This window comes from Micromonospora sp. WMMB235 (assembly GCF_001855515.1).
Taxonomy (GTDB): domain Bacteria; phylum Actinomycetota; class Actinomycetes; order Mycobacteriales; family Micromonosporaceae; genus Micromonospora; species Micromonospora aurantiaca.
Map to the genome: position 1 here is coordinate 1,410,808 of NZ_MDRX01000001.1, position 8,728 is coordinate 1,419,535.

Sequence of the window (8,728 nt, forward strand, 5' to 3'; positions counted from 1 at the left end):
CCGTCAGCCCTCGTCGGCGCCGCCGCGCAGCCGTTCGTAGCCGTCGATCAGCTTGCGCAGCGCGGCGGCGGTGACCGGATCGATCTTGTCGTCCTCGGCCGCGTCCTCGATCTTCTCCCGCAGGTCCTCGACCCGCTTGTCGCGGTCCTTCGGCTTGCCCCGGTCCAGCTCGGCGGCCTTCTTCCGCAGGTCGTCGGCCGTCTTGCGGTCGATCAGCCCGATCGCCTCGGCCCGGTCGAGCAGCTCACCGAACCGGTCGCCGAGCTGACGCAGCGTCACCGGTTCGGCGGCCGCCGACGTCGGCGCGGCACTGCTGGGCTCCGGGGCGGGCGGTTCGGCGGCACGCGTCGACGGGCCGGCGGTGGGCGCGGCGGCCGGCGGCGTGCCGGAGCCGTCGCCCCACACCAGCGAGCCGACCACCGCGAGCAGCAGCACCACGGCACCGGCGACGAGCAGCCCGAGCAGCCGGTTCGACGAGACCGCCGGGCGCGGCGGCGCGACGGGACGTGCCGGCGGGACCGGGCGAGACGCGGCGGCCGGGGACCGCTCGACGAGGGTGGGCGGGTGCGCCACCGGCGCCACTGTGGGCAGGATCGCGGTCGGCGGGTCCACCGGGCGGCCCGCGCCGAGCCGGTCGGCGAGCCGGGCCGCGGTGGGCCGCCGCTCCGGGTCCGCCGCCAGGCAGGCCAGGACCAGGTCGGCGATCTCCGGCGGCAGGCCGGGCACCCGCAGCGGCGGGACCGGCGGCCGGTTGCGCCGCACGTCCAGCACGTCGTCCCAGCTGCGCACCGGCAGCGGCGCCTGACCGGTGAGGCTGCGGTACAGCAGCACGCCGAGCGCGTACACGTCGCCGGCCGGGTTCGCCGGGCCGGGGTCGAGCCGTTCCGGGGCGAAGTAGGCGGGAGTGCCCATCAGCAGCGCGCCGGTCTGCCCGGTGACCGGGTGCGGGCCGGCGGGCGCGGCGATGCCGAAGTCGAGCACCTTCGCGCCGGTCTCGGTGAGCATCACGTTGGCCGGCTTGATGTCGCGGTGCACCACGCCGATCCGGTGCGCCGCGGCCAGCGCCCCGGCGACCTGCCCGGCCGTACGGACCGCGTCCGGCCAGGCCAGCGGCCCACCGGCCAGCCGGTCGGCGAGCGTCTGGCCCTCCACCAGCTCCATCACCAGGTACGGGACCACGACGCCGCCGTCCAGCGTCGCCTCGCCGTAGTCGTACACCTGGGTCACGTGCGGGTGGGTGAGCCGCGCCGCCGCGCGGGCCTCGCGCTGGATGACCGCCCGCAGTTGCGGATCGGCGGCGAGCTGCCCGGCGAGGGCCTTGACCGCGACGGGCCGGTGCAGCACCTCGTCGTCGGCGCGCCACACCTCGGACATCCCGCCGAGGCCGATGCGTTCGCGCAGGACATATCGGTCGTGCAGGCGCAGGGCGGGCGTGAAAGGCGACATGATGCCTCCAGTCTGCCCGTCCGGTCCCCGTGCCCGTCAACCGCCCGGCGCGAGGGCCCGGGTCAGGGCTTGCGGGCGACCCCGCCGTACATGCTGACGTCGACCACCGACGGGCGCGGCTCGGGCTCGCCGTCGGCGCGCCACTCGGCGACCGAGCAGACGCCCGGCTCGACCAGCTCCAGGCCGTCGAAGAAGCGCACGACCTCCTCCCGGCTGCGCAGGTTGATCACGCCGTGCGGACCGCCGCCGCGGGCTGCCGCCTTCGCCTCGGCGGCCAGCTCCTCCGGCAGGTAGTCGTGGGTGGCGTGCGAGGCGGCCAGGTAACTGCCGGCGGGCAACGCGTCCAGCAGGCGGCCGACGATCGCGTACGGATCTTCACCGTCGGGCACGAAGTGCAGCACCGCCAGCAGCATCAACGCCACCGGCTGGGAGAGATCCAGCGTGCGGCGCAGGTCGGGGTGGGCGAGGATGCGCTCCGGGTCACGCAGGTCCGCGTCGAGGTAGGCGGTGGCGCCCTCGGGCGAGCTGGTGAGCAGCGCGCGGGCGTGGGCCAGCACGATCGGGTCGTTGTCGACGTAGACCACCCGGGCGCGCGGGTCGGTCGACTGCGCCACCTCGTGCGTGTTGTCGGCGGTGGGGATGCCGGTGCCGATGTCCAGGAACTGCCGGATGCCCGCCTCGCCGGCCAGGTGCCGCACCGCACGACGCAGGAACCGCCGGTTCTCCAGCGCGCTGATCCGGATGGTCGGGAACCGGGCGGCCATCGCGTCGCCGGAGTCGCGGTCGGCCTGGAAGTTGTCCTTGCCGCCGAGCCAGTAGTTGTACCGGCGGGCGGGATGCGCCACCGTGGTGTCGATCCGGCCCGACTCGGGTGCCGTACCTGGTGCGTCGCTGGTCAAGGCCGCCTCCACGACTCGCGTGCCACCGTCCACTGTCTCCGGTCGCCGTCATGCTACTGCCCGGCGCCGCGCCGCTCAGGCCGGGTACAGCTCGTCGCGCATGCGGGCCAGCAACTCGGGGGTCCGCTCCGGCGGCGCGGCCTCCACGCACAACCTCTCCATCGCCTCGGCGTAGAAGTCGAGGTCGTCGCGCTTGTCCAGGTAGATCGCGCTGGTGAGCTGCTCGATGTAGACGATGTCGGGCAGGTCGGCGTCACCGAAGCGCAGGATGCTGAACGCGCCGCTGGCCGCGGCGTGCCCGCCGGCGGCGAACGGGACGATCTGCAACCGCACGTGCGGGCCCGAGGTCGCCTCGATCAGCGCGTCCATCTGCTCGCGCATCACCGCGGCACCGCCGATCGGGCGGCGCAGCACCGCCTCGTCGAGCACCGCCCACAACTGCGGCGGATTGGGGCGCCGCAGCAGTTCCTTGCGCTGCATCCGCAGCTCCACCCGCCGGTCCAGCTCCGCCGCCGACGCGCTGCGGTGGCCGAGCAGGATCACCTCCCGGGCGTACGCGGCGGTCTGCAACAGGCCGGGCACGAACTGCACCTCGTACGTGCGGATCAGCGCGGCGGCCGCCTCCAGGCCCAGGTACGACTGGAACCAGGCGGGGAGCACATCGCCGTAGCGGTGCCACCAGCCCGGGCTGTTCGCGTCCCGGGCCAGCTTGAGCAGCGCGTCACGGTCCTCCGGAGCGGTGACGCCGTAGAGCGTGAGCAGGTCGGCCACGTCGCGCTCCTTGAAGCCGACCCGGCCCAGCTCCATCCGGCTGATCTTCGACTCCGACGAGCGGATCTCCCAGCCGGCCGTCTCGCGGCTGACCCCGGCGCTCTCCCGCAGCCGGCGCAGCTGCCCGCCGAGCAGCATGCGCAGCACTGTCGGACCGCTTGTCGGACCACCCTCGACGGGCACCGTCGCCACCTGACCGCCCTCGCATCCCGACCGCCCCGGCCGGGCACCCTCCCGGACCGACGAGTAAGCATGCCATGAACCGACAGTGAGGTGAACTCCTCCGGACGGACGGAGTCAGTCCCGTGTACGGGACGGCGGGATCAGGTGGTCGAAGTCGCCGTCCCGGGCGCCGAGCACGAACGCGGCGATCTCGTCCACTGTGTAGATCAGTGCCGGACCCTCGGGGTGCCGGGAGTTGCGGACCGCGATGCCGCCACCGCCGGGCAACTCGGCCAGTTCGACGCAGTTGCCGCTGGGGTTGCTGCGGCGGCTCTTCAACCAGCGCATCGGTGGCAACTCGGTCACGGGCACGCCGTTCGGGGGTTGCTGCATGGGCGTCCTTCGGGATGAGCCAGCCGAGGCCGCGGGAGGAGCGGTGGGTGGCGACGTCTGTCGACTGAGGAGTGAGATGCACGTGCATCTGCTATTGCATCTGCAATGGACAGAGAGCATGATAACCGAAATACGGTGTGCCGGTTCGTTCACGCACGGTGACCCGAGCCCGGCCCCGGGACGCCGCTCCGCGCGGCTTCGGGACTGCGGTGAGGAGGACGCGTTGGCGGATCCGATGACCATCGCCTCCGGCATCTCCGCGGCGGGCGCGCTCGTCTCCGCCTGGCAGTTACGCCGCCGCGCGCTGCGCGCCGAAGCCGAGATCGAGCTGCTCCAGGCTGAGCTGGCCGCCGAGCGGCACGCCGCCAGCCACGATCCGCTCACCGGGCTGCCGAACCGCCGCGCGTTCTTCCGGCTGGCCGCCGCCCTGCTCACCGACCCTGCCGGGCAGCCACTCGTCGCGGTGGTGCTCGACCTGGACAACTTCAAGCAGGTCAACGACCGCTACGGGCACGCCGCCGGAGACCAGGTGCTGGTCAGCGTGGCGCAGCGGCTCGCCGCGTTCGCCGGCCCCAACCTGGTGGCCCGGCTGGGCGGCGACGAGTTCGCCGGTCTGCTGGCCAGCCCGACGGCGGACCGCCGGTGGATCGAGCACGCCACCCGGCGGCTCTGCGAGGCGCTCGCCGCGCCGATCCCGCTGGGCGCGCGCAGCATCCAGGTCACCGCCTCGGTCGGGCTCGCGCCGGTGCACTGCCCCACCCAGCTCACCGACGCGCTCTGCCGCGCCGACGCGGCCATGTACGAGGCGAAGACGCTCGGCGCCGCCCGTCCGGCCCGCCAGCTCGTCGCGGAGTGCTGAGTCCGGCTCGTCCGTTAGCTCGTCGCGGGGTGCCGGGCACGGTCCGCCTTGCCTGCCCCAGCTCGTCGCGGGGTGCCGGGGCGGGCTCCGTCCGGTGGGTCAGCGCCAGCCGTAGCCGGCGCGCAACGCCTGCCCGACCCGGTCGAACCGCGGCCGGTCCAGCACCGCACCCTCGCGGCGGATGCTGTCCTCGCGCATGGTGAGCACCCGGTCCAGGCGTACCCAGCTCGGCCGACTGTCCCGGTCCCACTCCCCCGGGCCGAGCGCCAGCCAGTGCCGCTGGCCGTCCCGGTCGCTCTGGCTGGACAGCATCAGCCCGAACAGCGTGCGGCTGTGCCGGCCCACCACCAGCACCGGGCGGTCCTTGCCCTGGCGGGGGTCGTCCTCGTAGGGCACCCAGGTCCACACGATCTCGCCCGGGTCGGCCTGCCCGTCCGGCTCCGGGGCGTACGACAACTCGCGGCGCTGCAACGCGCTGACCTGGCGGCGGCGCGCGACCTGCGCCGGGATCGGCCCGCCGGTGCGGGTGGGGGCGGGTACGCCCCGGGTGATCCGGCCGAGCTTCGACGCCACGTTCCTCAACAGACCTGCCACGGCGGGCAGCCTAGCGGCCGGGGTGCGACCGCCCGGGAATCGGGTCGCCGGGCCGGGTACGCGATGCCATCATGCGCCGGTGACGGTGCCCCGCCACCAGATCCGCGCCGCGTTCACCGCCGGCGCCGCCGGGCGGGGAGCCTCGCGAGGCGCGCTGTTAATAAGGGGCCCTTCTACTACCGGAGGCGTTAAGAAGGGGCCCTTCCTTACGCTGGGGGCGTGGAGTTACCCGACGATCTGCCGCTGTTCGAGCGCAGCGCGGTGCGGCTGGTGGTGCTCGACGCCGCCGACCGCCTGCTGCTGTTCCACACCCGCGACCCGGACCACCCGGACCTCGGCGTGTGGTGGGAGCTACCCGGCGGCGGGCTGGACCCGGGCGAGACGTACCGGGAGGCGGCGGTACGCGAGCTGCATGAGGAGACAGGTATCGCGATCGGCCCGGACGAGGTGGGCGCGCCGACGTGGCGGCGGCGGGCCAGCTTCCGGCACCGGCAGCGCCGCCACCTCCAGGACGAGGTGGTGGTGACGGTACGGCTGCCCGGCCCCGGGCCGGACGTGGACGAGGCGCTGCGGCTGGACTACGAGGTGGAGGACTACTTCGGGTTCCGCTGGTGGCCGCTGGCCGAGGTGCTCGCCGAGCGGCCGCGCTGCTATCCCGGGCGGCTGCCCGAGCTGCTGCCGGCGTTCCTGGCCGGGAAGGAGATCGACGAGCCGTTCGAACTGTGGTCGTGACCGGGGCGTGCCACCGGACGCGGCGGCGGGCAGAGTGGAGCCGTGACTCCTCTGCGCGCACCCCTGGCCCGTTACGCCGAGCGGCTGCACCGCGCCGCCGGTGACACCCACCACGTCGCCTCCCCGCTGGGCGCCTGGCTGCTGCTGGCGCTGGCCGGCCCGGCCGCCACCGGCGACGCCCGCGCGGCGCTGACCGAGGCGCTCGACGCCGACCCGGACGACGCCGCCGCCGAGGCCCGGGCGCTGCTCGCCGCGCCGCACCCGATGGTCGCCGCCGCCACCGCGCTGTGGGAGCGCACCCCGGCCGCCGAGCTGGCCGCCTGGCGGGCCACTCTCCCGGAGGCCACCGAGCGCGGTCCGCTGCCGGACCAGGCGGCGCTGGACGCCTGGGCCCGGGAGCGTACCGGCGGACTGATCGACCGCTTCCCGGTCGACGTCGCCCCGGACACCCTGCTGGTCCTGGCCAGCGCGCTCGCGACCCGGGTGTCGTGGGCCGACCCGTTCGACACGGCCCCGGGCACGGATCTGGGCGCGGGCAGCGCCTGGGCCGGGCGGCTGAGCCGGGTGCTGCGGACACCGCCGTTCGGGCACCGCTGCTGGGTGGCGGCCACCGACCGGGCCGGTGACGTGGCGGTGCACGCGGTGCCGGCCCGCACCGGCGACGACGGCGCGGGGATGCTCGTGGTGTCGGTGGCCGCCGCGCCCGAGGTGCCCGCGGCCGACGTGCTGGCCGCCGCGCAGGAGCTGGCGAGCGCCGCCGCGCTCATCCCGGACTCCGTGCCGGGCCGCCTGTCACTGTTCGACCTGCCGCTGGGCGAGACGCCGCTGTGGACGCTGCGGGAGAAGCCGGTCAACACGTTCGCCCCGGACGGCCGGGAGGAACGCGCCACGGCGGTGCTGCCCTGCTGGTCGGCGCGCAGCCGGCACGACCTGACCGCACCCGGGTTCGGCTTCGACGCGGCGGCCCGGGCGCTCGGCGAACTGCTGGGCCTGGCCGGGCCGGGGTTCGACGCCGCGCAGTCCGCGGTGGCCCGGTTCGGGCGCTACGGTTTCGAGGCCGCCGCGGTGACGGCGTTCGGCATGGTGGCCGGCCTGCCGCCGGAGGGTGTCGCCCGCGTCGCCGAGCTGCGGTTCGGTCACCCGTACGCGGTCGTCGCGGTGACCACCGACCCGGCCGGTGGGCCGTGGCACGCGCTGCCTGTCTACTCCGCCTGGGTGGCCGACCCGGAGGAGCTGCCCGCCGACGAGGCCGGCTAGGCGGCGAGCGCGCTCGTGAGCTGGTCCAGTCCCAGCGAGCCGAGTTCCAGCGCCCGGTTGTGGAACGCGCGCCGGTCGCCGGGGAACGCCGCGCGGCCGTCCCGCCACACCCGCTCCCCCACCTTGTAGGTCAGCGCCTGCCCGGGCCGGCCCAGGTAGCGGGCCAGTTCCAGTGGCGCGTACGGGCCCTGGTGGCAGCGCTCGCGCAGCAGGTCCAGCGCGGCGTCCGGCGTCCACCGCGCGCCGCCGCCGGAGGGCATCGGCAGCTTCAGGTGCAGGCCGATGTCGAGCACCACCCGGGCCGCCCGCAGCAACTGCATGAACAGGTGTCCCAGCCGGGCGCCCGGCTGCTCGTAGAGTCCCAGCTCGTCCATGAACCGCTCGGCGTACAGGGCCCAGCCCTCCTGGGCGCCGGAGAGCCCGCCGAGCAGGTTCAGCCGCTGACCGGGGCCGCCCCGGCACGCCTCCGAGCCGAGGTGCAGGTGGTGGCCGGGGACGCCCTCGTGGTACACGGTGCTGTACGCCCACCAGGTGGAGAAGTGCTCCCGGCCCTCGGGCAGCAGCCACGAGACCCGGCCCGGCCGGGTCAGGTCCCGCGACGGCCCGATGTAGGCGGTGCCGCCCGACGTGGTGACCCGTGACTCGATGCGCCGCAGCGGCGCCGGGATGTCGAAGTGCGTGCCGTGCATCCGCTCGGTGGTGGCCTCCAGCAGCTCCTGGAGCCAGGCGGCGAACGCGTCCCGGCCGCGCAGGACGCCCGGCGCGTCGGGACGGTCGAGCCGGTCCCGCACCTCGGGCACGGTGCCGCCCAGGGTTCTCGCCTCGGCGACCAGTTCCGCCTCGATCGCGGTGAACTCGTCCCAGCCCCACGCGTACAGCTCGCGCAGGTCCGGTTCCGCGCCGAGGAAGGCCCGCACCCAGAGGGCGTACCGCGCCGGGCCGAAGGCCTCGTCGTCGTGCGCCCGGGGCGCGAGGTCCGCGGTGAGCGTCGCGGCGAATCTCCGGTACGCCTCCCGCGAGCCCTCGACCGCCGCCTGCAACGAGGCGCGCTGCGGGCCGTCGCCGTACCGCTGCACCAGGGCGATGTCGTCGTCGATCCAGGCGCGGCAGCGCTGCGTCACCAGCTCCACCTGACGCCGGGCCGGCAGGTGACCGCGCGCTGCGGCGAGCACGAGGCTCCGGGCGTACCCGTCGAGTGCGGCCGGGATCGCGGCCTGGCGCGCGCCGACGCGGGCCCAGCCGTCCTCGGCGGCCGCGTGCCCGGCGTCGCGGCCCGGTACGGCGGACTCGACGCACTGCCGGATGAGCTGGAGCGGGCCGGTGGCCGCGGCGTGCAGTTCCCGCAGGTCCTCCCCGGCGTCGTGGAAGGCGATCCGGGCGCGCAGCCGTTCGGCGAGGTGGGCGTGCAGCGGGGTCGCGGGCAGCGCCTCGATCCGGCGCAGGGCGCGGGCGGCGAGGTCGGCGCGGGCCTGGTGACCGTCCGGGCTGTAGTCGGTGAGGCCGTCGGCGTCCTGCTCACCGGCCTCGACCACTGCGGCGCACGGATCGAGGCGCCCCATCTCCCGCAACAGCGCGTCGGTGACGTCCTCGCTCATCGCACCGATGCTAGCCCCGG

At 75.2% G+C, this 8,728-nt stretch carries 9 protein-coding genes; 3 read left to right on the forward strand and 6 right to left on the reverse strand.

Annotated features, from left to right (window positions below; genetic code table 11):
• Positions 1–3: 3 nt before the first annotated feature.
• The 4 genes from BFV98_RS06210 to BFV98_RS06225 form a co-directional block, all read right to left on the reverse strand.
• Positions 4–1,446, reverse strand: coding sequence for a serine/threonine-protein kinase (locus tag BFV98_RS06210; protein ID WP_071095318.1), 1,443 nt, complete (start codon positions 1,444–1,446; stop codon positions 4–6).
• Between the two features lie 62 nt (positions 1,447–1,508).
• Entirely contained in the window at positions 1,509–2,345 is an 837-nt protein-coding gene (locus BFV98_RS06215; protein ID WP_013285960.1) for an SAM-dependent methyltransferase, read from the reverse strand.
• 75 nt (positions 2,346–2,420) lie between these two features.
• Positions 2,421–3,308, reverse strand: a complete 888-nt coding sequence (locus BFV98_RS06220) for a helix-turn-helix transcriptional regulator (protein WP_013285959.1) — start codon at positions 3,306–3,308, stop codon at positions 2,421–2,423.
• A 105-nt stretch (positions 3,309–3,413) separates the two neighbouring features.
• On the reverse strand, positions 3,414–3,671 hold the full coding sequence (locus BFV98_RS06225; protein WP_013285958.1) for a DUF397 domain-containing protein: 258 nt from the start codon (positions 3,669–3,671) through the stop codon (positions 3,414–3,416).
• A gap of 223 nt (positions 3,672–3,894) precedes the next feature.
• On the opposite strand from BFV98_RS06225, the gene BFV98_RS06230 reads away from it, so the two are divergent.
• Positions 3,895–4,530 carry a GGDEF domain-containing protein gene (locus BFV98_RS06230; protein ID WP_030269102.1) on the forward strand — a complete coding sequence of 212 codons (636 nt, stop codon included), beginning with the start codon at positions 3,895–3,897 and terminating at the stop codon, positions 4,528–4,530.
• Between the two features lie 99 nt (positions 4,531–4,629).
• Here BFV98_RS06230 and BFV98_RS06235 read toward each other — a convergent pair whose 3' ends face one another.
• The gene (locus BFV98_RS06235; RefSeq protein WP_013477056.1) at positions 4,630–5,124 is read right to left on the reverse strand and encodes a type II toxin-antitoxin system PemK/MazF family toxin; all 495 of its coding nucleotides are present in this window, start codon (positions 5,122–5,124) and stop codon (positions 4,630–4,632) included.
• 219 nt (positions 5,125–5,343) lie between these two features.
• Between BFV98_RS06235 and BFV98_RS06240 the strand changes: the two genes are divergently transcribed.
• Positions 5,344–5,856: an NUDIX hydrolase gene (locus BFV98_RS06240; RefSeq protein ID WP_071095319.1), complete on the forward strand. Its 513-nt coding sequence runs from the start codon at positions 5,344–5,346 to the stop codon at positions 5,854–5,856.
• A gap of 42 nt (positions 5,857–5,898) precedes the next feature.
• Positions 5,899–7,113, forward strand: coding sequence for a hypothetical protein (locus tag BFV98_RS06245; protein WP_071095321.1), 1,215 nt, complete (start codon positions 5,899–5,901; stop codon positions 7,111–7,113).
• Here BFV98_RS06245 and BFV98_RS06250 read toward each other — a convergent pair.
• The gene (locus tag BFV98_RS06250) at positions 7,110–8,708 is read right to left on the reverse strand and encodes a DUF885 domain-containing protein (protein WP_071095322.1); all 1,599 of its coding nucleotides are present in this window, start codon (positions 8,706–8,708) and stop codon (positions 7,110–7,112) included. The genes BFV98_RS06245 and BFV98_RS06250 overlap by 4 nt on opposite strands.
• Positions 8,709–8,728: the final 20 nt, after the last annotated feature.

Excerpts from the sequence above, each read along its gene's own strand:
- BFV98_RS06210 (WP_071095318.1), bottom strand. The coding sequence starts at position 1,446 with ATGTCGCCTTTCACGCCCGCCCTGCGCCTGCACGACCGATATGTCCTG.
- BFV98_RS06225 (WP_013285958.1), bottom strand. The coding sequence starts at position 3,671 with ATGCAGCAACCCCCGAACGGCGTGCCCGTGACCGAGTTGCCACCGATG.
- BFV98_RS06250 (WP_071095322.1), bottom strand. The coding sequence starts at position 8,708 with ATGAGCGAGGACGTCACCGACGCGCTGTTGCGGGAGATGGGGCGCCTC.